25 protein-coding genes and 1 riboswitch are annotated in these 24,445 nt (G+C 37.6%); of the genes, 15 read left to right on the plus strand and 10 right to left on the minus strand.

Annotation, left to right across the window (positions count from 1 at the left end):
• Nucleotides 1–8 precede the first annotated feature (8 nt).
• Both modB and modA read right to left on the minus strand, forming a co-directional pair.
• Nucleotides 9–665, minus strand: coding sequence for a molybdate ABC transporter permease subunit (gene modB / locus ABC382_RS02145; RefSeq protein ID WP_274793419.1), 657 nt, complete (start codon nucleotides 663–665; stop codon nucleotides 9–11).
• A gap of 2 nt (nucleotides 666–667) precedes the next feature.
• Nucleotides 668–1,456: a molybdate ABC transporter substrate-binding protein gene (modA, locus tag ABC382_RS02150; protein WP_322610625.1), complete on the minus strand. Its 789-nt coding sequence runs from the start codon at nucleotides 1,454–1,456 to the stop codon at nucleotides 668–670.
• A gap of 161 nt (nucleotides 1,457–1,617) precedes the next feature.
• Between modA and ABC382_RS02155 the strand changes: the two genes are divergently transcribed.
• The 3 genes from ABC382_RS02155 to ABC382_RS02165 all read left to right on the plus strand — a co-directional run bounded on the left by ABC382_RS02155 (nucleotide 1,618) and on the right by ABC382_RS02165 (nucleotide 4,197).
• Nucleotides 1,618–2,544, plus strand: a complete 927-nt coding sequence (locus tag ABC382_RS02155) for a helix-turn-helix transcriptional regulator (RefSeq protein ID WP_322610626.1) — start codon at nucleotides 1,618–1,620, stop codon at nucleotides 2,542–2,544.
• 246 nt (nucleotides 2,545–2,790) lie between these two features.
• On the plus strand, nucleotides 2,791–3,390 hold the full coding sequence (locus ABC382_RS02160) for a trimeric intracellular cation channel family protein (protein ID WP_312506483.1): 600 nt from the start codon (nucleotides 2,791–2,793) through the stop codon (nucleotides 3,388–3,390).
• A 105-nt stretch (nucleotides 3,391–3,495) separates the two neighbouring features.
• Nucleotides 3,496–4,197: an SIR2 family NAD-dependent protein deacylase gene (locus ABC382_RS02165; RefSeq protein WP_322610627.1), complete on the plus strand. Its 702-nt coding sequence runs from the start codon at nucleotides 3,496–3,498 to the stop codon at nucleotides 4,195–4,197.
• A 29-nt stretch (nucleotides 4,198–4,226) separates the two neighbouring features.
• On the opposite strand, the gene ABC382_RS02170 is transcribed toward ABC382_RS02165, so the two are convergent.
• The 3 genes from ABC382_RS02170 to crcB are packed head-to-tail and all read right to left on the minus strand — an operon-like array spanning nucleotide 4,227 to nucleotide 5,278.
• Nucleotides 4,227–4,574, minus strand: coding sequence for a hypothetical protein (locus ABC382_RS02170; protein WP_322610628.1), 348 nt, complete (start codon nucleotides 4,572–4,574; stop codon nucleotides 4,227–4,229).
• A gap of 15 nt (nucleotides 4,575–4,589) precedes the next feature.
• Nucleotides 4,590–4,919 carry a fluoride efflux transporter FluC gene (locus ABC382_RS02175; RefSeq protein ID WP_322610629.1) on the minus strand — a complete coding sequence of 110 codons (330 nt, stop codon included), beginning with the start codon at nucleotides 4,917–4,919 and terminating at the stop codon, nucleotides 4,590–4,592.
• Entirely contained in the window at nucleotides 4,916–5,278 is a 363-nt protein-coding gene (gene crcB / locus ABC382_RS02180) for a fluoride efflux transporter CrcB (protein ID WP_322610630.1), read from the minus strand. Before crcB ends, ABC382_RS02175 begins: the two co-directional genes overlap by 4 nt.
• A gap of 948 nt (nucleotides 5,279–6,226) precedes the next feature.
• On the opposite strand from crcB, the gene ABC382_RS02185 reads away from it, so the two are divergent.
• The gene (locus ABC382_RS02185) at nucleotides 6,227–7,969 is read left to right on the plus strand and encodes an ABC transporter ATP-binding protein (RefSeq protein ID WP_274793411.1); all 1,743 of its coding nucleotides are present in this window, start codon (nucleotides 6,227–6,229) and stop codon (nucleotides 7,967–7,969) included.
• Nucleotides 7,966–9,699: an ABC transporter ATP-binding protein gene (locus ABC382_RS02190; RefSeq protein ID WP_312506480.1), complete on the plus strand. Its 1,734-nt coding sequence runs from the start codon at nucleotides 7,966–7,968 to the stop codon at nucleotides 9,697–9,699. The genes ABC382_RS02185 and ABC382_RS02190 overlap by 4 nt, the downstream gene beginning before the upstream one ends.
• 49 nt (nucleotides 9,700–9,748) lie before the next feature.
• Here ABC382_RS02190 and ABC382_RS02195 read toward each other — a convergent pair whose 3' ends face one another.
• Entirely contained in the window at nucleotides 9,749–10,117 is a 369-nt protein-coding gene (locus ABC382_RS02195) for a hypothetical protein (protein ID WP_322610631.1), read from the minus strand.
• Between the two features lie 231 nt (nucleotides 10,118–10,348).
• On the opposite strand from ABC382_RS02195, the gene ABC382_RS02200 reads away from it, so the two are divergent.
• The 5 genes from ABC382_RS02200 to ABC382_RS02220 all read left to right on the plus strand — a co-directional run bounded on the left by ABC382_RS02200 (nucleotide 10,349) and on the right by ABC382_RS02220 (nucleotide 14,440).
• The gene (locus ABC382_RS02200) at nucleotides 10,349–10,852 is read left to right on the plus strand and encodes an RNA polymerase sigma factor (protein WP_274793408.1); all 504 of its coding nucleotides are present in this window, start codon (nucleotides 10,349–10,351) and stop codon (nucleotides 10,850–10,852) included.
• Nucleotides 10,845–11,846 carry an anti sigma factor C-terminal domain-containing protein gene (locus ABC382_RS02205; RefSeq protein WP_274793407.1) on the plus strand — a complete coding sequence of 334 codons (1,002 nt, stop codon included), beginning with the start codon at nucleotides 10,845–10,847 and terminating at the stop codon, nucleotides 11,844–11,846. The genes ABC382_RS02200 and ABC382_RS02205 overlap by 8 nt, the downstream gene beginning before the upstream one ends.
• A 149-nt stretch (nucleotides 11,847–11,995) precedes the next feature.
• Nucleotides 11,996–12,751 (plus strand): SDR family NAD(P)-dependent oxidoreductase, encoded by a 756-nt coding sequence (locus tag ABC382_RS02210; RefSeq protein ID WP_322610633.1) that lies wholly within the window; start codon nucleotides 11,996–11,998, stop codon nucleotides 12,749–12,751.
• 24 nt (nucleotides 12,752–12,775) lie between these two features.
• On the plus strand, nucleotides 12,776–13,210 hold the full coding sequence (locus ABC382_RS02215) for a MarR family winged helix-turn-helix transcriptional regulator (RefSeq protein WP_274793405.1): 435 nt from the start codon (nucleotides 12,776–12,778) through the stop codon (nucleotides 13,208–13,210).
• Between the two features lie 456 nt (nucleotides 13,211–13,666).
• Nucleotides 13,667–14,440 carry an IclR family transcriptional regulator gene (locus ABC382_RS02220; protein ID WP_274793404.1) on the plus strand — a complete coding sequence of 258 codons (774 nt, stop codon included), beginning with the start codon at nucleotides 13,667–13,669 and terminating at the stop codon, nucleotides 14,438–14,440.
• 18 nt (nucleotides 14,441–14,458) lie between these two features.
• On the opposite strand, the gene ABC382_RS02225 is transcribed toward ABC382_RS02220, so the two are convergent.
• Both ABC382_RS02225 and ABC382_RS02230 read right to left on the minus strand, forming a co-directional pair.
• Entirely contained in the window at nucleotides 14,459–15,673 is a 1,215-nt protein-coding gene (locus ABC382_RS02225; protein ID WP_322610634.1) for an aminotransferase class V-fold PLP-dependent enzyme, read from the minus strand.
• Between the two features lie 14 nt (nucleotides 15,674–15,687).
• Nucleotides 15,688–16,776: a M24 family metallopeptidase gene (locus ABC382_RS02230; protein WP_322610635.1), complete on the minus strand. Its 1,089-nt coding sequence runs from the start codon at nucleotides 16,774–16,776 to the stop codon at nucleotides 15,688–15,690.
• A gap of 285 nt (nucleotides 16,777–17,061) precedes the next feature.
• On the opposite strand from ABC382_RS02230, the gene ABC382_RS02235 reads away from it, so the two are divergent.
• From ABC382_RS02235 to lepB, 3 genes are all read left to right on the plus strand, one after another.
• Nucleotides 17,062–18,000 carry an LCP family glycopolymer transferase gene (locus ABC382_RS02235; RefSeq protein WP_274793401.1) on the plus strand — a complete coding sequence of 313 codons (939 nt, stop codon included), beginning with the start codon at nucleotides 17,062–17,064 and terminating at the stop codon, nucleotides 17,998–18,000.
• Nucleotides 18,001–18,354: 354 nt separating this feature from the next.
• Entirely contained in the window at nucleotides 18,355–18,465 is a 111-nt protein-coding gene (locus ABC382_RS02240) for a transcriptional regulator (RefSeq protein ID WP_274793400.1), read from the plus strand.
• 147 nt (nucleotides 18,466–18,612) lie between these two features.
• Nucleotides 18,613–19,173: a signal peptidase I gene (gene lepB / locus ABC382_RS02245; protein WP_322610636.1), complete on the plus strand. Its 561-nt coding sequence runs from the start codon at nucleotides 18,613–18,615 to the stop codon at nucleotides 19,171–19,173.
• 33 nt (nucleotides 19,174–19,206) lie between these two features.
• Here the strand turns inward: lepB and ABC382_RS02250 are convergent, their stop codons facing one another.
• Entirely contained in the window at nucleotides 19,207–19,410 is a 204-nt protein-coding gene (locus tag ABC382_RS02250) for a hypothetical protein (protein ID WP_274793398.1), read from the minus strand.
• A gap of 160 nt (nucleotides 19,411–19,570) precedes the next feature.
• Nucleotides 19,571–19,670, plus strand: a riboswitch (purine riboswitch).
• Nucleotides 19,671–19,793: 123 nt separating this feature from the next.
• On the opposite strand from ABC382_RS02250, the gene ABC382_RS02255 reads away from it, so the two are divergent.
• Both ABC382_RS02255 and ABC382_RS02260 read left to right on the plus strand, forming a co-directional pair.
• Nucleotides 19,794–20,984 carry an MFS transporter gene (locus tag ABC382_RS02255; RefSeq protein ID WP_274793397.1) on the plus strand — a complete coding sequence of 397 codons (1,191 nt, stop codon included), beginning with the start codon at nucleotides 19,794–19,796 and terminating at the stop codon, nucleotides 20,982–20,984.
• A 293-nt stretch (nucleotides 20,985–21,277) separates the two neighbouring features.
• Entirely contained in the window at nucleotides 21,278–23,884 is a 2,607-nt protein-coding gene (locus ABC382_RS02260; RefSeq protein WP_322610637.1) for a cation-translocating P-type ATPase, read from the plus strand.
• A 48-nt stretch (nucleotides 23,885–23,932) separates the two neighbouring features.
• On the opposite strand, the gene ABC382_RS02265 is transcribed toward ABC382_RS02260, so the two are convergent.
• A complete protein-coding gene (locus ABC382_RS02265) occupies nucleotides 23,933–24,409 on the minus strand; it encodes a DUF3231 family protein (protein ID WP_274793395.1) in 477 nt (158 codons plus the stop codon).
• Nucleotides 24,410–24,445: the final 36 nt, after the last annotated feature.

Genomic DNA, 24,445 nt, shown 5'->3' on the forward strand with positions numbered 1-24,445 from the left:
TACCTCTTTTATACTTTCAGGAGATGAATGCTAAGAAGCATAATAAAAGAAATGGCAACCATACACAAAACCCATGTCCAGGCAAGTGTCATGTTCCCTGAATCAAGCGCCATATAAATTGCAAGTGGGGTTGTTTGTGTCTTCCCTGGAATATTTCCCGCAAACATTAGAGTTGCTCCAAACTCACCCAAAGCTCTTGTAAAACTTAAAATTCCACCAGATACTAGTGACTTTAATGCGAGGGGAATGGACACATAAAGAAAGACCTGCCATTCATTTGCGCCATCCATACGTGCCGCGTTTTCGATATCTTTTTCAACAGAGGCAAAGCCAGTTTTAGCGGACTGATACATTAATGGAAAAGCGACGATTGTAGAAGCAATGACGGCTGCCCACCAAGTGAACATGACTGGCTGATCAAAAAGCCACACAATTAAATTGCCTAGCATACTATTTTTTCCGAACAAAACAATAAGCAGGAAACCTACTACAGTAGGGGGTAAAACAAGTGGCAGCAATAACAAGGTTTCAAGCACTACCTTACCTTTAAAATGACGTGTAGCCATCCATTTGCCAATTAGAATACCTGCTACTATCGCCATTATTCCTGCGACAAAGGCAATCTCTATCGAAAGCTTGAGCGGAGACCAGAAATCAACGCTCATCTTTATTGGACTCCTTTAAATCCATATTTTTTAAAGACACTTATGGCCTCATCCGTCTGTAAAAATTGATAAAAATTTTCCGCCTCGTTAGTATGCTTACTAGCTTTTAGGACACCTACAGGATAAATAATCGGCGCGTGCATACCCTGATCCGCAGTGGCAACGATATCGACTTTATCGGAGACAAGGGCATCTGTTCGATAAACGATTCCAGCATCCACATTTTCTGTTTCGGTATAAGTAAGGACTTGCCGCACATCTTTTGTGTAGACCACTTTCGATTCAAGTAGATCCCAAAGCTGCATATTTTTTAATGTGTCCACACCATACTGCCCAGCAGGTACGGTTTCGGGTGTACCAAGCGCTAATTTCCTTGCTTGCTGTAGATCTTCAAAGGAATGAATTTGTTTCGCATTATGTTTAGGAACGACTAATACTAATTCGTTTGCTAATAAATTGATTCCTTGCTGTCGATCAATCATTCCTTCTTCTACAAGGGTATCGAATTTATCCTCTGCTGCTGACAAGAAAAGATCTACAGGAGCACCCTGTAAAATTTGTTGTTGCAGTGCACCTGAACCACCGAAGTTAAAGTGGATTTTGATGGATTCATGTTCTTTTTCATAAATTGTTTGAAGTTCTTTTAAGGCATCCTGTAAACTAGCTGCCGCAGAAATTGTTAATTCAACAGGTTTATTTGCTGAGACCTCATTTTCTTGGCTACTACAGCCAGCTAATAGACCTCCTAGTATAAACACTGTTGCAAAGAAACTGTAAAAGTATTTTCTCATGATGATGGTACTCCTTTTATAACTCGTTATAACAAGACATAACCAATTATAATAAGACATAAGTAAAAAGGAAAGATAGGATTGCAGAAAACTTCAAGATGTTCATCAGACAATAAATACGTTACCATGTAAAAAGAGGCTTATAGGAGGAGAACTTTTACATGTCACAAGAACAATCCTATACGATTGAAGAAGTCGCACAATTATTAAAGGTTTCAAAATTAACAGTTTATGATTTGGTGAAAAAAGGAGATTTGCCCGTTTTCCGTGTCGGCCGGCAAATGCGGGTAGATCGTATGGACTTGCAAGCCTATATTCAAAAACGTAAAACAGGTACAACTCAAAAAGTGCCCGTGCCAAAGATAGGCAATCAAGCAAAACAATATCCTAAAATTATTATTAGTGGACAGGATTTAGTGTTGGATTTATTAGCAAAATATATTGAGAAAAGACAATCGATTAAAGTATTACGTTCCCATGAAGGTAGCTTTAATGGTGTCATGGCGTTGTATAACGGAGAATGTGATATTGCGAGTTTACATATGTTTGATGGTGATACAGGAGACTATAATACACCCTATGTAAAAAAGATTTTTGTGAGCCATCCTTTCATACTTTTCAATGTCATTTCACGTCGAGCAGGTTTCTATGTTCAAAAAGGAAATCCGTTGCAACTTCAATCATTTGAAGATTTTAAGACTACAGCGTGTAAGCTAATCAATCGTGAGAAGGGCTCGGGTGCTCGGACTTTATTAGATGAACAATTGCGAATTCACCACATCTCACCATCCACTATTGAGGGGTACCATAACGAAGAAATGAGTCATCTTGATGTTGCCTCTGCTGTAGCAAATGGTCATGCAGATGTTGGAATAGGAATTGAAAAAATGGCTAAGCTCATTAATGTCGATTTTATACCTGTAGTAACAGAGCGTTATGACATTGTGTTATTCAAATCACCTGAAAATCAACCATTAATTGATCTAGTGAAGGAAATTTTGACTGCACCAGATTTTCAGGCGGAAGTGGCTGCTTTAGGAGATTATGAAATTTCACAGATGGGTCAAGTCATGTACGAAACGCTGTAATCTAAAATTTTTCATTGAGTTTCCCTACAACATCGATTACAATTTTACTGGGAAATTGTATGGTCGTTGTGTTATTCCTACATTGCTCAACGTCAACACAATTTCTATATAATACATGGTGAGATGGATAAATTAGTAGATAAAACTGCTTAGATATTAGCCCGCCATAAAATAGTTTGCGATTTATATGCGCAACTATTTTATGGTGGGCTTTTTATATAGGCTAAAAAATAGGAGTTGAAACATGTGACTTGGTCAGTTTTACACATCATTGGTATTATTGCATACGCGATTAGCGGAGCATTTGTGGCTTTACAGGCCAACTATTCGTTTATTGGTATATTTGTGCTTGGTCTAACAACCTCTTACGGCGGTTCCATCATTCGCAACGTTGTCCTTGATATACCTGTGTCAGATATATGGGAGCGTCATTCCTTACTCGTTGTCCTCATCACGCTAACGACCCTTTTATTTATCAAAAGGGATTGGATACATCACTGGAACCGATGGGGATATTTCTTTGATTCGATTGGCCTTGCTTCTTTTGCTATACAAGGAGGGTTATTAGCAAAAAGCTTGAATCATGATCTAGGCATCATTATCATCGCTTCGATGTTTACTGGTGTGGGGGGAGGAATGATTCGTGATTTATTAGCTGGTCGAACGCCACTTGCATTAAGAGAAGAAATACATGCCGTATTGACTTTTTTATGTGCTCTTTGCATATGGGCAGGGTGGAGCAGCCCTCTTGAGTTGTCGATAATCGTTATTGCCATCGTGCTCATTCGAATGTTATCTGTAAATAATAAATTAAAATGGGAGCGTCCTTTTAAACAATCTCACTAGCATGATGTGAAGTGGTGATAAAATAATCAACATTCACAGGAAAAATGGACTAATTGTCGAAGTAGGAGTAGATAACTTTTTCAATATGAATGGGGGAATGAAAATATGACAATAAAACGTTTAAGTGAATGGCTGCAAACATCAACGAACACGGTCATTTTAACAGGAGCGGGCATGTCAACAGAAAGTGGAATTCCAGATTTCCGTTCAGCATCGGGCTGGTGGAAAAATATTGATCCTCGAGCTGTAGCGACAACTGAGGCATTGACAGAAAATTATTCTTTATTTCATGAGTTTTATAAAATGCGCCTTGAAAATTTAGAAAAAGCAGCACCTCACGAAGGTCATCAAATTTTAGCGGATTGGGAACAAAGGGGAATCGTTTCATTAGTGGCTACTCAAAATGTGGATGGTTTTCATCAATTGGCAGGAAGTCAAAAAGTAGAGGAATTACATGGTTCGATACGTTCCATTCGTTGTCACCGTTGCCAGCAGGCGGCTTCCATGGAGCATTTCTTGAGCAAGGCTAGTTGCAGTCATTGTGGTGGCAAACTTCGTCCAAATGTCGTTCTATTTGGAGAAAGTCTACCGCAAATTAGCTGGCACACGTCAATGGAGGCGATTAAAAAGGCTGAACTTGTCCTTGTCATAGGAACAAGCCTTGAGGTATACCCAGTAAACCAGCTGCCGATGATGACAAGTGGGAAAACCGTTTATATTAATTTAGATATGTCGCAGCATGCAACGCCATTCGATCTAAAAATAGAGGGGAAAATAAAAGAAGTGTTGCAACAATTAGAAGTGTAAAAAGGCGCCCTTGCGAAAACAAGTGGCGCCTAAAACATTTGCGGTAAAAATTCCTTTGTGAATCGTTGATTTTTACGTAGCCATATTTTTAAAATCATCCGATGTGTTAGCAGTCTATGCCTTTTATTTGGCCTTGCCTTTGCTTCTAGTAAGCTTTGAAGTAGAATACAAGTTTCAGTTGCAAAAGCTTCAGGCTCCACGAGAACATCGAGCTTGTAATCGATGAGCTGAGCTGCCTGGACCTTAGTAAGGAGTTGGGCAAATCGCGTATTCATAGCTGCATAATTTTCTTCTAATTCTAGATCGATCAGTTCGTAAAGTGTATGTTCTATTTCAACTTCAAGTTCTTGTAGTAGTTCATTTAATGGCTGTGTCAATAAATATCACCTCTTTTACACTACTAGATAACCAATAATAGCAAACAATATGCCAACTAACACGGTACTAACGATATAGCTAATGACCTGCCCCCATTTTTGCTGTTCAATCAGCTGGAGTGATTCAAATCCAAAAGTGGAGAATGTCGTATAGGCTCCTAAAAAGCCAATGCCAATCAGTTGCCATAACCAATCACTAAGCTGTAGAGCAAATACAAGTCCAAGTGCAAACGAACCTGTACTATTGATAATAAACGTTGCCCACGGGTATGGATGTGCTAGTAATTTTCCTAGATAAAATCTTGTAAGAGCACCAAAGAATCCACCTATTCCTACAAAAATCATACTACATGCCCCCTAGCCACTCGAATTCCGAGCCATGCACAAGCTAGTCCACCTACGACACTCGCCACAACATAAAGTATAGCCTGAAGCCACTCGCTATTTTCTAGGAGTAATAGTGTCTCTAAGGAAAATGTCGAAAAGGTGGTAAAGGCGCCACAAAAGCCCGTACCAATCCCAAGTACAATTGGTGTGCGCTTTGTAAAAGAAGTAAAAAGCCATGCTAAGCAAAAGCAACCAAGTAAATTGATAAACAGTGTCGTTAAAGGAAATGGTCCTGTATTTGGAATAATAACACTAAGACTATACCGACTAATAGCACCAAATATACCGCCAATTCCCACCGCTATAAATGACTTCAAAGTAAAGACCCCTAACTAAAAATGACTATAGTGAAAGTGTAGCATGAGTAGAAAATTTTAGAAATATTTCTACTCAACAACGCCGATCTATGTCCCTAAAACTAGCTTTTATACGTATATAATGTTTAGAAGCTGTTTAGAAGGGAAGGGAAATTTTGATTTGGCTCTTTAATATATCAAAATATTAAATATGATGAAAGAGTTTTCATTTAAATAAGATTCTTAAAAACGTTGACATGGTATTCGCCGTTTACGGAATACCCGTTAACGGCTTAACCGGAAACGGAAACCCCGCCACTACTAAGTAATAAATAACTAAATAATAAATAACTAATGATGATGATATATAAGGATTAGAAAGATGGAAGAAGATTGCGGCAAACATTGGCATCATTTTATGGCGTATTATCGGGGTATTTTTTATTGCATGTTTTTAATTTCAGCCTTTAGGTTAATGTAAGCAATCATCAATTATTGTAAAGTTATAGTCGATACTCAACTAACATATCTGCCTTTTGGTTCCATAAAGCAATTCAATGCTTTAAAGCGTTAACTATTTTCTAGGAATGATAAAAAATTACAGGAGGATAGTTGACAAATATTTCTATAGTGTGATAATCTTCAAGAACACTATAACAAATCAACCAAAGGAGGGCATGACAATGTTAATTTTACCAGTATCATATTCATTCACAGTTACATACATTGTCCATGCCTAACGTTTATTTAAGATTGCAGAAAAAGGTATGGATTCCGTTCTGCCTTTTATAAGAGACACATGCTCTTTGTAGGGTATGTGTCTTTTTTGGTGCCTAAAAAGGTTGTAGTGAAAATAAAAAAGGAGTGTATGTATATGCGAAACACAGTACAACGAATGATTTTCAAAAAGGAATTTCTTGAAAGTGGGTAGCTATCCGCAACAGCACGGAAGAAAGAGGGTTATGATGAATGTTTGACGTTTTAAGTAAATTAGGCTGGTTCTTTAAAAAATATTGGAAGCAATATACAGTTGCGATAGTGCTGCTGATGATTGCCAGTGGGCTGGAAGTTGTTCCTCCCTATTTGCTCGGTACTATTATCGATCTGTTGACTGCAGGAGAAATGACGCCAGCAATTTTAACAAAGTATATATTAATTTTCATTGGGATTATTATTGGGGGATATCTATTAAATTTTGTGTGGCAATTCCGACTATTTGAAGGGGCTATAAACCTGGAGAAAATTTTACGTCGCAATTTAATGCAGCATTTTTTACGGATGACCCCAACGTTTTATGAGAAAAACCGCACAGGGGATTTAATGGCACGTGCAACAAATGATTTAAATGCCGTCTCCTTAACAGCAGGCTTTGGTATTATGACGTTGATTGACTCAACGATTTATATGGGCTTTATCATTTTTGCGATGGGCTATATGATTTCGTGGAAGCTAACATTTTTTGCGATGTTGCCTGTACCGATAATGGCCATTCTAATTCAATATTTAGGGAAAATCGTTCATGAGCGCTATATGAAGGCACAAGATGCATTTGGTGAGCTGAACGATAGTGTACTTGAATCTGTAGCGGGTGTTCGAGTGGTGCGTGCCTATGTGCAGGAAAAAAAGGATGAGGCTAATTTCGCAGATATGAGTGAAACAGTCTATGCGAAAAATATTCATACAGCTAAAATTAACGCTTTATTTGGTCCAATAACAAAAGTTGGGACTGGGATTAGTTATGTTGTAGCGCTTGGCTATGGAGCTTACTTAGTGTCAACGGAGGCCATGACTGTTGGGCAACTGGTCACATTTAATGTCTATTTAGGGTTAGCTGTTTGGCCAATCTTCGCCATTGGAGAGTTAATTAATGTAATGCAGCAAGGGAATGCCTCACTTGATCGGGTGCAGGAAACATTGAACTATGAAGCGGATGTTCAAAATATTCCTAATCCACAAATGATTGCGACACCTAAAGCAATTGGTTTTGATGATTTAACATTCCAATATCCAATGAGTCAGGTGAAAAACCTACAGCAAATTTCACTATCATTAAAAAAAGGCCAAACGCTTGGCATTGTTGGTAAAACTGGAGCGGGGAAAACAACGTTCCTACGCCAATTATTACGAGAATATCCAATCGGTCAGGGTCAGCTTTTGATTGATGGTATCGATATTACGGCTCAAACGAAGGAACAGATTCTTGATTGGATTGGTTATGTACCACAAGATCATGTACTTTTCTCTCGTACTATCCGTGAAAATATATTATTTGGGAAAGAAGATGCGACCCAAGCTGAATTGCAGCAGGCCATTCGTGCCGCGTATTTTGAAAAAGATCTAGAAAACTTACCAATGGGTCTTGAAACACTTGTTGGGGAAAAAGGTGTATCTCTTTCAGGCGGTCAAAAACAACGTGTGTCTATTGCTCGTGCGTTGATTAAAGATCCTGAAATTTTAATGCTTGATGATTCGCTTTCCGCTGTCGACGCGAAGACAGAGGCAAGAATTATTGAAAATATTCAGCGTGAACGTCATGGTAAAACGACGATTATTACGACGCATCGCCTATCAGGCATCCAACATGCTGATGTCATTATCGTATTGGATGATGGGCAAATAGTAGAGCAGGGAACACATGAGGAACTTCTTTCACAACAAGGATGGTATAAAGAGCAATTTGACCGTCAGCAGCTAGAAGGAGGTGCCTCATGAGTACGAGTCAACGTTTAACTCGCTATGCGATGTATTTTAAAAAGCCAATACTTCTTGGCTTGTTCTTCCTAACAATCGCCGTTTTTACGGAGCTTGTTGGGCCATTTATTGCCAAACATATTATTGATCATTACATGACGATAGGTCATATTGAAATCAAACCGATAACATGGTTATTACTAGTTTATTTACTGTTAGCCATTGCAACAGCCATATTACGCTATTTTATGTATATTTATTTACAAATTGGCGCGAACCGCGTCATCCAAAAATTACGGAAAGATGTCTTTGAGCATATTCAAACTTTACCAATTCAGTACTTTGATAATTTGCCTGCAGGTAAAATTGTGGCGCGCGTAACAAATGATACAGAGGCGGTTCGTAATTTATATGTGCAGGTACTTTCCAATTTTGTAACGAGCTTTATTTCGATCATTGGCGTGTATATCGCACTCTTTATTTTAAATTGGAAAATGGCGATGCTTGCTTTAACAATGATTCCGATTGTTTACTTATGGATGATTTTATATCGAAAGTTTGCTTCAAAATATAATGACGTCATTCGTACGAAAATCGCAGATATAAACGCTATGATTAACGAATCCATTCAAGGTATGACAATTATTCAGGCGTTCCGTCGTGAGCAACAAATGACCAAGGAATTTGATGACATGAATAATGAGCATTATGCTTATGAACGTAAGCTACTAGTGCTTGACTCAGCCACTTCCTTTAACCTGGTGAATACGTTAAGGCTCATCATGTTTACGGTCTTTATTTTCTACTTTGGTACGCAATCATTTACAGCAACTCAAGTGATTTCCGCAGGGACATTATATGCGTTTGTCGATTATTTAACAAAGCTATTTAATCCGATCACGAATATTGTAAACCAATTTTCACAGCTTGAGCGTTCACTTATTGCTGGTAAACGTGTCTTTGAGGTACTAGATACGGATGGTGAGCCTGTTTCTGAAAAGAGCTTACCAAGATATAAAGGAAATGTGGTCTTCGAAGATGTTTCCTTTGCTTATAAGGATAATGATTATGTATTGAAAAACCTATCATTTAAAGCGCATCAAGGTGAAACCATCGCTTTAGTTGGTCATACGGGCTCTGGGAAAAGTTCCATTATGAACTTACTATTCCGCTTCTATGATCCATCGAAAGGGAAAATCACAATCGATGGCATTGATATCACCTCTGTTCCTCGTCAAACGATGCGTGAACATATGGGGATTGTGCTACAGGACCCTTATTTATTTACAGGCACGATCGCCTCCAATGTGAGCTTAAACAACCCTAACATCTCACGTGAAAAAATTGATGCTTCTTTAAATGCAGTCGGAGGAGAACGTGTTTTAGCCAACTTACCAAATGGTTATGATGAGCCAGTTATTGAGAAGGGGAGTACGTTATCATCAGGACAACGTCAGTTGATTTCCTTTGCACGAGCACTTGCCTTCGATCCAGCGATTTTAATATTAGATGAAGCGACTTCGAATATTGATACGGAAACGGAAGAGATTATACAGCATGCCATGGACGTTCTTAAAAAAGGACGAACAACATTTATTATTGCCCATCGACTTTCTACAATTAAAAATGCGGACCGTATCCTTGTGCTTGATCGAGGGAAAATTGTTGAGAATGGTACACATGATGAGCTACTAGCCCTTGGCGGTATTTATGACAAAATGTATCAAATGCAAGCAAGTTCCTTACAGTAATACTGGATGAAAGAGCCCCACTTCATACATGGAAGTGGGGCTCTCTTGTTTATCTTACATATTTAACGACATTCACAAAGAATAATAGGACGGACAGCGCTACAGCAATGCCACCACCTGATACAAATAATTCAAATAACCAGCGTGGTACATCAAGATAGACCATCATCATGCCAACAAGGAGGAATGGTAAACCAATATTATAAAGCCAAAATTGTGCCTTAGCGAGACCAGTTTCTGCAGCTTCTTTATACGTTGAATAAATTAAACCTATGAATCCAGTAGTCAGCCAACCTACCACACCGATATGAGCATGTGTCGCCTTCCATTGAAGTTGAACAGTATAATGCATAAACAGGCCAAAAGCAAAAACAATCAATAAATAAAAGACTGAAACCTTTATCCATTTAGCACCCATCATCCACAACTCCTTTCTTGAAAGTCTTTTTAGCTAGTTGCTACAGTATATTCTTGTCAAATTAAAAAGATGCTTGTGTAAATTTGAAAATAATTGTTGTTTGCAGGGGAAAAACCGAAATTTTTCATCAAGTTTGAAGATTAGTATAGTCTTCTTTTCTATTGGGAATTTTCTTATAATATGTAAACTTTTTCTCGAGTTTTGCGTTGTATAGGCAGAAGGGAGGTAGACATGGCAAAGCAATCATTGAATGAGTTTCTACAACAAGTAGGAACTCTGTTATATCGTTATTTAAGAAAACGTGGATTAGCCCATGAGGATGCGGAAGATATCGTCCAAGATACTTGCTATAAGTTTTTATTACATAAAAATGGGATTCAGTCAGATAAAGCAATGAGCTGGTTATATCGCGTGGCAACCAACCAATTTTATGATCTCAAAAGAAAGGAAAAGCGCCATCCAACAACAGAATATGATGAATTTCAATTGACCTCATTAATAAATATTCCTGAATTTCAGGTTTTAAAAAAAGAAAAATTAAAGGACATAAGAGACACGCTTGACACGTTATCCATCTTGCATCAGGAAGTATTAATCCTCAAATATGAGCTGGGATTATCATATAAGGAAATTTCAGCATTAATGAATAAAAATGAAAACACTTTAAAAACGCATGTGAGACGAGCTAGGGAAGAATTTACTGTACGATTTAAGGAGGATATTTATTATGAATAAAGAACACCATAATTTTTTATTTGATGATAAACAAACGAAAAAAATAATGAGAAAGGCAAGGTTTTGGTCAACAATAAAAATGATTGGCATCACACTGATTGTTACGCCTATTGTTCTAATAGCATTTTGGTATGGTCTTAGACATTTATCGTTAAACAGTGCACAAAAAGTAAGTGATGACATTCATTTATTTAACGAAATAAGTGCTCCAAATGTTCAAATTAGTAATCAGAAATATGACGATAATTTACTCGGAGGAAAAATAATAACAACGACCTATAAGGTGCTCGGAGATCAGCATCGTCCCTATATTTGGACACCTATCGAAAGTGATTATAATTTATTTGGAACGCTTACACAAACTTACATTTCTAACTCTATCCAAATAGAAGGTTCAGAATCACTGGCAGAAACACATCAACTCGAACGGTTTAATGACTACACAGGTGATCGAGAAATGTTTTTTTACCATCCTAAGATTTCCTACGATCAATACAAAGATAAAATAAGTGAACTGAAACAATTGGAGAACAATACTTTAGTAGAATTAGCCATCTCTTTTGATAATGCCTATAGTTTTGATGAAATTAAAAGCAAGCTGCCCACTGAAGTGCAAGTAGATTGGTGGTGGGTGGATGCCTATACAGATGATACTTTAGATTTTTTTCAGCAAGGACAGAATACAATTCCAGCCAACTACCCATACATTTATGGTTTCCAATCAGAGCAATCAAAACCAAAACCTCGCCGTTCTTCAAGCAACGAGGTTGACACCTTTATTCGAAACATTGAGCTACTTCGGGAAAGTAAAAATTTTGAGTGGGAAACAAACGAGGTTTATCAAGCTTTAATAGGGGAAAATGGAAACTTGGAGACAAGTGATGTGAAAATAATTGGGGCAGTCGTAACTGGCACACCCGAGCAATTACAGTTATTACAAGGAAAATCCTATATTAAAGCATCTACCTTCGGGGTAATATCCAACCAAAAATAGAGAATGTAAGAGATCAAATAGTTCATTAAAAGGTAAAGCTTATTTTAGCCATTCATAAAATAAGCTTTTTCTGTGAAGTCAATTTAGTTTACAATTAAATAGTTTAATATTAAACTATTTGTAAATGAACAATAAGGAGATGTTGATAAATGACTAAACTACAAGATAAAGTAATTATCATTACTGGTGGTGCGGGTGGCATTGGTAGTGGGATGGCAAAAGCAATGGCAAAGGAAGGGGCCATCGTTACAATTGTTGATTTAAACAGGGAAGCGGGCGAGACAATGGAAAAAGAATTGCAAGCAATCTCTCCAAAATCTATGTTTTTACAGGCAAATTTAATGGAACGCGATCAATTACCAAAAATTATTGATACAGTCGTAGAAAAATACGGTAAACTAGATGTGCTAGTTAATAACGCTCATGCTTCAAAACAAGTTACAATAGAAGAAATAACACAAGCAGATCTTGATTTATCATTTGGGACAGGCTTTTATCCAACCTTCTACTTAATGCAAGCAGCACTACCACACTTAAAAGAAACAAAAGGAAATATTATTAACTTTGCATCTGGTGCAGGCATACAAGGACATGAGACACAGGCAGCGTATGCAGCTGCTAAGGAAGCCATCCGAGGCATTTCTCGTGTAGCGGCAAATGAATGGGGTCGTTATGGTATTAATGTCAATATCATTAGTCCACTTGCTGATTCACCAGGTGTTCAGGCATGGGCAAAAGCACAGCCAGAGTATTATGAAGCGGTTAGAAGTAAAATCCCGCTAGGTCGTTTCGGTAATGTTGAGGAAGATATCGGCCGTGTAGCTGTTTTCTTAGCATCCGATGATTCTCAATACATTACGGGTCAAACGATTATGGTGGATGGAGGTTCACTAATGCTTCATTAATTCTCGACGTTGAGGAGGATTTTTTTGAAACAGACAAATATTTTTAAACTGATTCATATGATTGAACAGGTGAATAATGCCAACATTATACGTTTTACAAAAGCGTTTCCATATCCTTTAGGGATTTCACCCATTTTAGTTTTAAATGAGCTACATGTGAAAGGCCCTCAAAAACAGGCAGAATTAGCTGAAACAATCGGCTATACAAAAGGAGCCATGACAAGCATTGCAGAAAAGCTGGTCAAGCTTGGCTTAGCTGAAAGACTGTATGATCCATCTGACCGTCGCACTATTCGCTTACAAATTACAGACGAGGGTCAAGAGGCCTTGGCAAAGGCGCAATCCATTGGAAAAGAAGTCTTTGTACAGCTTTTTGACGTATTAGATGAAGAGGAAATTGTCCAATATTTGCAGATTCAAGAGAAATTAGTACAGGGCATTCAAGAGAAAAACGAGTAGCGAAACATAATTTAGAAAAACGAAATCAACTCCCCTCTATCAACTTCTAAGAGGGGAGTTGATTTTCTTTTAGTTGAATTTTTAGGTTAAACGATTGAGGCGGATAGGCTGCTCAAACGAGCGGATAGAATTCAAAAAGTGACGGATAGAAAGAGCATTTCAGAGGATAGCACCCACTTTTTACTCGATAGAATTGCTCAGAGCGGATAGGCTGCTCAAACGAGCGGATAGAATTCAAAAAGTGACGGATAGAAAGAGTATTTCAGAGGATAGCGCCAACTTTTTACTCGATAGAATTGCTCAGAGCGGATAGGCTGCTCTATTTACCTAATCGAACGATTGCACCCAATCATTCGATTAAAAGCCAATTGTAAAATAGTTGAATTTATTGAAAATTGTCCGAGTTCATTTTATAATCAATATACGGTTCTATTATAGAGACATTCGAGGTGTGAAATGACATTAAAAACATTAGATAACTCATTAGAGGTTCTCAAATATTTTAATAAGGAAAATCCGACGTGGGGTGTACGAGAGTTAGCGAAAGAGATGAATATTAGCCATTCAATTATTTATCGGATTTTGGCGACTTTCGAAAATCAAGGCTTTCTGATTCAAAATCCTGAAACGAAAAAATATGAATTAGGGCTCCGATTTTTGGAATATGGCCAAATGGTCAAAGATAAATTAAATCTTTCTGATTTTGTTTTACCGATTATGAAGAATCTTGCAGAGGCTATCAAGGAATCGGTATTTTTAACTTGGTTAGATGGGACAGATGGCGTCACAGTGGAAATAGCTGAGAGCTCTCAAACGATTAAATTTTCGGTGTCAATTGGCACACGCACACCCTTACATATTGGGGCATCTTGTAAAACCATTATGGCTTTTCTTCCTGAAGAGAGGAAAAAAGAAATTATGGACCATGGCATGAAAAGATTAACCCCAGAAACGATTACTGACCCTGCTGAAATGTTAGCTGATTTAGAGAAAATACAACAGCAAGGCTGGTGCTTTACAACGGGAGAATATTCTCATTCTGTATTTGGGCTTGGTGTACCTCTTTTTAATAGTAAAAAAGAAGTCATTGCCTCATTAACGATTGCTGGTCCTATTTATCGTAAACCAACCGAGGAAAAGCTTCCTGAAATGATTAATGTTCTGCAATATGGTGCGATGAATATCCAACGTTATTTCGATCAATACAGCTTTAAGTTCTACCATGAATAAACAAAAGGCTCAAGATAGCTAATAACTATCTTGGGCCTTTCCTTTAGAGAATTCTTTGAATTTCTTCATGAGGGATATAGCTGTGTCGATTTCTTCAAAAGTGTTAAAATAGTGCGGCGAAAAGCGAGCCATTTTTTGAATGTGATTGCGCTCCATAATGGTATTCGCCATAAAGGTGCCAGCTTCAATGATGACACCATGTTGTGCTAAATAATTCGTGATATCATCGGGAGAAAGCCCCTCAATATTAAACGGTGTAATTGATAATCGATAGTCACTATTTTGTGGACCATATAAAACAATACCTGGAATGGTTTCAAGTTGTTTAAGCAAATAGTTAGTTAGCTGTTTGACACGCTCATAAATGTGATGAATACCGATAGCATTTGTATAATCAATGGCTGCTCCTAAACCTAAAATACTTGGAATGATCGGACAGCCTGGCTCAAAACGTTTAGCTGTCTCTAAAAATGAATAAGTATTGTTTTGATAATCCCATTGTGTACTACCCCAACCAATCATAAGAGGCGTCAGTGTGGATACAAGCGCTTTTCGTACATATAAAATTCCTGATCCTTCAGGGCCACGAAGCCATTTTCGCCCACATGCTACTAAAAAGTCACACCCAAGCTCTTTGACATGGAGTGGGGTTAAACCAACTGTTTGATTGGCATTAATCAATGTCAGTACATTGTGCTGCTGTGCGAACTGACATATTTCCTTAGCAGGCTGAAGGGCACCTGAGGCATTGGACATATGGGCAAAAGCAATTAGTCTTGTTTGTGGTGTGATGAGCTGCTCGAGTGCTTGTAAATCCACCAAATAATCTGCATTCGTTTTCAACACTTTTAAGTGAACACCTTGCTGCTGAAGGGCAAGCCAAGGCACATAATTACTTAACATTTCTGTATCGAGTACAATGACCTCATCACCTTGTTCCCACTGCAAGCCTCCTGAAACATAATTAATAGCCATGGATCCATTGGGCACAAAGGCAATTTCTTCTTGCTCCGCGCCGATAAACAAAGCAGCCTTCTCTCGAATTTTCTCTACTTGTTCATACGTTTCTTGACGAAAAGATGGTAAATAGGGGCCGATACTTGCTTGTTTTTGAAGATAGCTCGTCATCTCATCTACTACTGGCTGTGGCATGGCAGAAGCAGCAGCTGTGTTTAAATACATATAATGCTCAAGAAGCGGCATATCTTTTTGTATTTTCATCATATCGATCATTGTGCTCACCAGCCTTATAGGATTATTAATTCCTTCGTATAGTTCATTAAATTCTCATAGCCATTTTCTGTAACAATGAGATTATCCTCGATCCGCACACCACCCACATCCTGTACATAAATACCTGGCTCGACCGTAAATGCCATGCCTGATTTCAACACTAAGTGATTACGCTGCATTAAATAAGGTTCTTCATGTGCACTTAAACCAATCCCATGCCCTAGTCGATGTGTGAAGTAGTCACCATAGCCAGCACCACAAATAATTTTTCTTGCAATATCATCGATGTCATGTGCTGTCATACCTGGTTTTATCGCAGCTATTGCAGTTTCATTCGCTTGTTTAACAATATTGTAGATTGTTTTTAATGTTGGTGAGACATCCCCTAAAGCGATTGTTCGGGTCATATCAGCTACGTAGCCCTTATAAATTGCACCAAAGTCAATGACGATTAATTCACCTATCTCTATTTTTTTTGTGCTAGCTCTGCCATGGGGAAGTGCACCGCGATAACCTGAAGCTACAATGGTGCCAAAAGGTGTTCCCTCTGATCCACGTCGTCTCATTTCATATTCTAATTGTGCTGCTACTTCCATCTCTGAAACGCCAGCTTGAATAGTTGGTAATGTAGCTTCAAGACTTTCTTCAACAATTTGTACTGCCTGTCGCATAAATGTTATTTCATGGTCATCTTTTTTCATCCGTAGTTCACGAATGGAATCACCGATATCACATAAATTGTCATATGTAAGCTTTTCGATGGCTTTCTGCTCCTTGACGTGCATAGTGTCAAACTCTACGCCAAGTGTGTGCAATGCTCCAAGCTCATTTTTAAGTTGCTGGATGGCCTGTTCCGGTCCTTCCTCATCTGAATAAGATAAGATAGCACCACCATTATTTGCATCTACTTTCGTTAATTCTACCTGTGGTACTAGAAAAAACAATTGATTGTTAGCGGTAATGACAGCTAATGTTAAGCGCTCACTTTGCTTTAATTGGAGACCTGTAAAATAATACATGTTCGAACCAGGCACTAGGACTGCTAGATCTATTTGCTGTTGCTGCATGCGAGAAACTAGCTTCTCTCTTCTTTTTTGAAACATTGATATTCCTCCTACCTATTAACTAGATTAATTGTTTCTTATATAGAGACGTTGTATCTGAAAATAGTATATATCAATAATAATGAATTTTCAATAAATGAAGGAAATAGATAAACTAAAAGGAAGTTAATTTACAAATGAGGGAATAGTATGCTGTGAATTTAGTAAATACTAGTGTACGTCTTTTTTTCGTTCATTATGCATATAAGTAGACTAGATAAACTTTTTTCCAACTTAATACGTCAAAAAGAGGGGCAAAATTGTTAAGCAAGAGAGGACTTATGTATGGAAAAAAACATGAAACGCTCTAAAGAGAAAAAGAGCAAGAAAAAAATATGGCTGTGGATAGTCGGTAGCCTATTAGCAATTTTTTTAATTTTTATAGGGACTGCCTACTTTACCATCCAAAAAACCATGAATAAAATAAATACACCACTTATTCAAACAACAGATGCAGCACAACCAGAAGAAAAAACAGTGATCAAAAAAGAACCATTCTCGGTTCTGATGCTTGGGGTCGATGAACGTAAAGATGATAGTGGTCGTTCAGATACGATGATTGTGATTACTGTGAATCCAGAAAAGCAGACGATGAAAATGCTTAGTATTCCCCGTGATACTCGTACAGAAATTGTTGGTCATGACACCGTTGATAAAATTAATCATGCCTATGCCTTTGGTGGCGTTCCGATGGCTGTGGATACGGTGGAGAATTTTTTAAATATACCAATTGATTACTATGTATTTATTAATATGGAGGGCTTTTTGCAAATTATTGATACGCTTGGTGGTGTAACGATCAATAATGATATGGATTTAACCTATGACGAATACCATTACCCAGAGGGTGAAATTACGTTAAATGGTAATGAGGCGCTTATTTTTTCTCGTATTCGTTATGAAGATCCACGTGGTGATTTTGGTCGTCAAATTCGACAACGTCAAATTATTGAAGCTGTTATGAAAAAAGCCTCCACGCCATCTACATTATTAAAGGCAACAGATATGCTTAATGTGTTAGGCGATAATGTTCGCATGAACTTCTCAGTCAAAGACCTGATCCAGCTACAAAGTATTTATAAAAAAATGGATAAGGATATTGAGCAAATATCGTTTGAACAGGGAGAAGGTCAAAGGATTAATCGTATTTGGTACTACATTCCGAATGAGGAAGAGCTTCAAAAAATACAAACAGATCTAAACAATCATTTAAAAAGCAAGTAAGCGTGGTGCTTACTACACGTAGTGTCAACAAAGTAAATTTTTCGGCCATGAAGGGAGGGAGATGAATGAATGGGAGGACCCAGGTGCTTAGGTATACAGCGCTTAATCAGTGCATGCAAAGCTATGTACCTAAACGCAAAGTGCGAAGAAATCCAGTCCAATCAGCTATTAGAGGCCTACAACTATTATGTTTAAAATTGTATATGTAAAGATAAAAAATCATTCAGGTAGGGTGCATGCCTAGTTGAATGATTTTTTTTAATGAATAGAGCTAGTTCATTTTTCAATGTAGCTTGAAAAATCAGAAAATTAAATGTATACTGATATTAGAAATGGTTAAAAGGAGTGATTGTGATGATTTTTGGCACAATATTATTAGCATTTGCATTACCAGTAGGTATCGTATTAGCAGTCGATTTATTAAACGAGCAGCGTCTCTCTGCTACACAATCCAACCATTCATAATGATTACACAACAGAAGGATAAATACTAGACAATGTTACGTTGTAGCAATTGTCTTTTTTTTGATTTGGAAACAATTTGCGTGATTCATTCGTCAATAGTATATAGAAAATGTTATACTATTAAAAAAACAGTATCGGGGAATGAGCATGCAAGAGGAAAAAACAACAAATTTTAAAAAAGAAATACTATCCTACATCAAGATTATTGTCATTACGGCTGTTGTCGTTTTTGGCTGTAAGCAGTTTTTATTTGCGCCAATTAAGGTGCAGGGAGCTTCGATGTACCCGACGTATCATGATAAGGATATTATTATTGTAAGTAAAACAAGTAAAATTGAACGATTCGATCAAATTGTTTTCCAATCTCCTACCGAGGATGAACTCTATATTAAAAGAGTAATAGGTCTTCCAGGGGATAAAGTTGAAATGAAAGATGATGTATTGTATGTAAATGGGAAAGCATACAAAGAAGATTATGTTAATCGTGAAACAGATGATCCTAATCAATTACGCATTACAGAAAATTTTACTTTGGAACAATTAGTTAATGAAAAAGAAGTACCAAAGGGCATGTATTTTGTGCTTGGGGACAACCGTTTAAAAAGTTTTGATAGTCGCCACTACGGTTTAATTTCAGAGGATGCTGTTTATGGTGAATCTAAAGCAATACTATATCCATTTAGCCATTTTCATATCGGTTCAAAATAATGAAAAAGAGGCCACTTCTTTGAGTGACCTCTTTTAGTTTTTTGGTAAATCTGTACAGCTCTTATACGTAGGGTAATAGACACAAACTCTTGAATTTTCAACAGTTTCTTTTATAGGCAATACCTTACTTTTCACGGGAGAGCTAATGGCTGGTTCTTCGATTGTGAGCTCTTCTACTACTAATTCTACGCCATAAAATAGTATTAAAAAATAGCAGACAAATCCTACTATACGCAAACAATCACCTCGTAAAATAGTTAGTATATGTTAATATGTATGGTCAAATTCATTAAAATATAAGCAGAATTTCGAAATTTTCTCTCGATTCGGCAGTTTTATAAGATCATTTAATTCTATAAAAAAAGCTATTGTCAACGAAATTTTGATGTGCTACTATAGCTAAAGTAAATATTTGATCTGTATAACCTCAATAATATGGATTGAGGGTCTCTACCAGGAACCATAAAATCCTGACTACAAAACTTTGCTTCATTTTTGTAGTCAGGATTTTTTTATGTTGATTCAGCCGTTAGTTTGTAGCGTACCGAAGCGTACCTTGCGGCGTAATGCATATAAAAAATCTCCTGCAAAAATGAAAGTGTAACGAAAGGGAGATTACGATGAATTGGAGAGTTTATATTCTTGCGGTGACTACCTTTGCAGTAGGGTTAGTTGAATTAATTGTTGGTGGGATACTGCCAAATATTGCAGAGGATTTACATGTATCTTTAGCAACAGCTGGGCAACTAATTACGATTTTTGCACTGGTTTATGCTATTTCTGCGCCAGTCCTGTTATCCTTGACAGCTAAGGTGGAAAGGAAGCGCTTATTCTTAATATCATTATTTATTTTCACGTTAGGTAACTTAATGACCTTCTTTAGTACGACGTTCATTATTGTGCTAATTGCCCGTATTTTCACAGCGATGAGCACAGCATTAGTCATTGTATTATCTTTAACGATTACGACAAAAATTGTTGAGCCTAAACATCGTGCCAAGGCGTTAGGACTCGTTTTCATGGGTGTAAGCTCTGCGCTTGTCATTGGTGTACCAATGGGTATTTTTATAACAGAAGCTTTCGGTTGGCGAGCTATATTTTTAGGCATTAGCATTCTGTCAACACTATCCATGATTTTAATTGCCTTATTACTTGAAAAAATGCCAATCGGAGAAGTAGTGCCACTGAAGGCACAAATCAAATCTTTAGCTAATTTAAAAATCCTTACAGCTCAGTTAACTACGTTGTTTATGCTAGCAGGACATTACATGCTCTACGCTTATTTAACACCTTTTTTAGTAGAAGCATTTGATATGAGTCCTTCATGGATTAGTATTTGTTACTTAATCTTCGGTATTGCCTCTGTTAGTGGGAACGCAGTAGGAGGCTGGGTGAGTGATAAAATTGGCACGAGTAAAGCCATTATTTTGATTGTGTCTGCCTTTGCTATAGTTTTATTCAGTATTCCTTACACGATCATTGCTTTACCGCTATTTTTAGTGTTTACAGTTTTATGGGGTGCATTAAGCTGGGCATTGACACCACCATTACAAAATTATTTAATTCAAACTGATCCTAAATCATCCGATATTCAGCAGAGCTTAAATACAGCTGCCCTTCAAATTGGGATATCCATTGGATCAGCAGTTGGAGGCGCCATGTTTGCTTTGACTGATTCTGTTATGCATTTAGCGAGCTTTGGAACGATTCTAGTTCTCTGTGCATTAGGTTGTGCTATTTTCTCTATTAAAAGAGCGCCACTTGGACAGGAGCAGCATGGAGATTATCAATCAGCCCACCACAACTCATAATAGAAACAACCTAAAAGGTATTGGGGAAGCTATCTCCAATACCTTTTTAGCTTGATTTAGCAGAGGTTTTGGATCTATTAACAGCAATTATGCTAAGACTTAGTTTGATTGAATCTATGTTTGTATCTCTTTCAAAATTAATTTCTCTATGAATTCTAAGCATACTCTAAATACATATGGAATAGATTGTTGTAGTTAATGAATTTTATAGGAGTTTGAGATTTAAGTGCGCTTACTATTTTCAAGAAAAATAGTAGGAGCTCTTCAAATCTTGTAAATGGAAGGAGAACCCAATGACTGAATATCATCAACAATCGTCTGCTGAAGTCATGAAGATATTGAGCGTCACCCCACAAGGCTTGACCGATGATGACGTCCAAAAAAGGCAACAGGTCTATGGCTATAATGTATTAGAGGAAGGTAAAAAAACAAGTACGTGGGCTGTATTTTTCGGACAATTTAAAGATTTATTAGTTATTATATTACTCGTTGCGGCCTTCGTTTCATTTCTACTAGGGGAAGTAGAAAGTACGATTGTTATTATGATTGTAGTGATTTTAAATGCTATTTTAGGTACTGTACAACATGTAAAAGCAGAACAATCTCTAGACAATCTGAAAGCGTTGACCTCTCCCATTGCCAAAGTCATGCGTAACAATCAACTAATGCAGATTTCTTCGGAGGAAATTGTGATAGGAGATCTTCTGATATTGGAGGCGGGCGATTACATCAATGCAGATGGCAGACTACTAGAATGTCATAATTTACACATTAATGAAAGTTCCCTAACAGGTGAATCGATTGCTGTAGCCAAAAGTACAGATCCTATACGAAAAAATAATGTGACCATTGCTGATAAGAAGAACATGGTGTATTCAGGAAGCTTTGTAACTAATGGCCGTGGTATTGTAATGGTGACGGCAATCGGCATGCAGACAGAAATCGGCAAAATTGCGAATTTACTCGATACAGCCAAGGAGAAGAAAACGCCCCTACAAATTAGTCTTGATCAATTCGGTGAAAAATTAGCATTAGGGATTACACTCATTTGTTTAGCTATTTTTACAATTGACCTTATTCGAGGACGAGCCTTAGTTGAATCATTTATGTTTGCAGTCTCCCTTGCTGTTGCAGCAATCCCAGAGGCGCTAAGTTCCATTGTGACTATCGTATTAGCTTTTGGCACGCAGAAGATGGCGAAGGAAAATGCGATTATCCGTAAGCTTTATGCGGTGGAAAGCTTAGGAAGTGTTTCAGTTATTTGTTCTGATAAAACAGGGACCTTAACAGAAAATAAAATGGTGGTACAAGAAGTCTTTGTCGACCAGAAAAAGATACCACATGATTGGCTTAATCCAACAAATCCAGTGGAAAAAGAGCTGATGATCAAGGCACTTTTATGTAGTGATGCTGTAGAGCGAGATCAGAAAGAAATCGGCGACCCTACCGAAATTGCTCTTGTGAAATTAGGAAAGCAGTACGGCCTTGATGAACTGAAAATTCGAGAGCAATATAAACGCTTGGCTGAAATTCCATTTGATTCGGCAAGAAAGCTTATGAGCACGGTAAATCAGATGGACAAGCAAACGGTGATGATTACGAAAGGGGCATTGGATGTACTCTTGCCCAAAGTAACGAGAATCAAAACATCCACAGGCATTTTTGAAATGACTGCACAGCATCGTCAGAAAATTGAAGCGGTCAATCGTGACTTTTCAATGAATGGTTTACGTGTGCTGGCCATTGCGTATAAAGATGTTTTCCCTCAGCAAAGCGTTGATACAAGAGCTGAACGTGACTTAATCTTTGTCGGCTTAGTTGCGATGATGGATCCTCCAAGAAAAGAATCGAAAGAAGCAGTGGAAAGCTGTATAAATGCAGGCATTAAGCCCGTTATGATTACCGGTGACCATAAAATTACAGCTACGGCGATTGCCCAACAAATTGGTATTTTACAAAATCCAGAAGAAGCGATTGAAGGACACGCCCTTGATGGTTTAACAGATCAAGAGTTACAAGATAAAATTGATGATTATTCTGTCTATGCTCGTGTTACACCTGCACAAAAAATTCGAATTGTAAAAGCCTGGCAGGATAAAGGTCATGTTGTTGCTATGACAGGGGATGGTGTCAATGATGGACCTGCCTTGAAACAAGCAGATATTGGTGTCGCAATGGGGGTAACAGGTACAGAGGTTGCAAAAGATGCCTCATCGATGATTTTAACCGATGATAATTTTTCGACGATTGTTAAGGCAATCGCTAATGGTCGTAGTATTTATACGAATATAAAAAATGCTATTCTATTCTTATTATCTGGTAATGCTGGAGCTATTTTTGTTGTGTTATATGCAACGGTGTTAGGCCTACCTGTTCCTTTTGCGCCTGTCCATCTATTATTCATCAACTTATTAACGGATAGTTTGCCAGCTATCGCCATTGGGTTAGAGCCCAATAATAAGAAAACGATGAAGGACAAGCCTAGAAATATTCATACACCTTTATTAAATAAAGCCTTTACGACACAAGTAGTATTAGAAGGTATTTTAATTGCCACCTCCACCATTATTGCTTTTCAAATTGGTCTATCGACAGGCGATACGTTAACAGCTAGCACAATGGCCTTTACAACACTGTGTTTATCCAGATTAGTGCATGGTTTCAACTCCAGATCCAAAGAGTCGATTTTCGCTATTGGTGTATTCTCGAATAAATATACATGGCTCGCTTTCTTAATCGGTGTGCTCAGCCTACACTTTGTCTTGTTTATGCCAATGCTCACAACAGTCTTTGAGGTTGCCCCATTGACGATTGCACAGCTAGGCTTCATTTATAGCTTATCTGTATTACCATTCCTCGTAAATCAATGGTATAAGCTTCTGTTCGTTAGGAGACGATAGTAAGTTAAAAAAAGAAGCTTCCGTTATGGATGAAACGGATGCTTCTTTTTAGCGTGGACGAGCCTCTAACCAACCTTTACGCTGACTATAGTCAATCAATTTTGATCCCAGTAGTGAATAACGCATATGAAGTTCACCATATTTTGTTAAATGGAGCTTCTTCACTGACAGATCGAGTGCTTGACTTACGGAAATTAAAGAGGAGGCGATATTCATGGATAAAATCGCACTAATTTCACCATCATTAATCATCGATTTGCCGCGAAGGTCTGTTATTTTCATCGTATTATACTCGATGGATGTAGTAGGTGCCAAGACGCCATTTTCCTTAAGTAACAATGTCAGGTGCTTATTTTCCTCTTTTAAACATTGAATAAACTCCAGGATCATTATCTTTAATTGTTTATCACGCGTATGCTTAAAAAAGGCATGGCTTGAAGCAATATATCCTTGATTGACACCAAGCTGTGACCAAAGCTTAAAAATCTCCTTAAATCGTAATGATGCTAGATTGTCTTTTAACATTGAGACACTTCCTAACTCTTAGGTTATCTAAGATTA

It is taken from the genome of Lysinibacillus phoenicis (assembly GCF_047238325.1).
Classification (GTDB): Bacteria; Bacillota; Bacilli; order Bacillales_A; family Planococcaceae; genus Lysinibacillus; species Lysinibacillus irui.